Below are 237 nucleotides of genomic sequence, written 5' to 3' on the forward strand. Positions count from 1 at the left end.
CACCCACCTCCATGGCGATGTGCTTGCCGGTCAGCCGCCTTCGGCGCAATGCCACGATGCGCTCGGCCACCGCCTGTTCGGTCATGCCCGGCATGGCATGGGGCCGGGATGAGCGGTCGACCATGCCGGCCCGTCCCTCCGCCTTGTAGCGCTCGACCCAACGCGCCACGATCTTCGCTGACACACCATATCTCCGCGCCGCATCGGCTTTGGAAAGACGGCCTTCAATAATCGACA

General features: G+C 65.4%; 1 protein-coding gene. It reads right to left on the reverse strand.

Going from position 1 to position 237, the window contains the following annotated elements; genetic code table 11:
• Positions 1-237: helix-turn-helix domain-containing protein (locus O7A61_RS32520; protein ID WP_337133218.1), on the reverse strand; the 237-nt coding region annotated here is incomplete at both ends.

Origin of the sequence: Mesorhizobium sp. Cs1321R2N1 (assembly GCF_037179725.1) — a bacterium.
GTDB lineage: Bacteria > Pseudomonadota > Alphaproteobacteria > Rhizobiales > Rhizobiaceae > Mesorhizobium > Mesorhizobium salmacidum.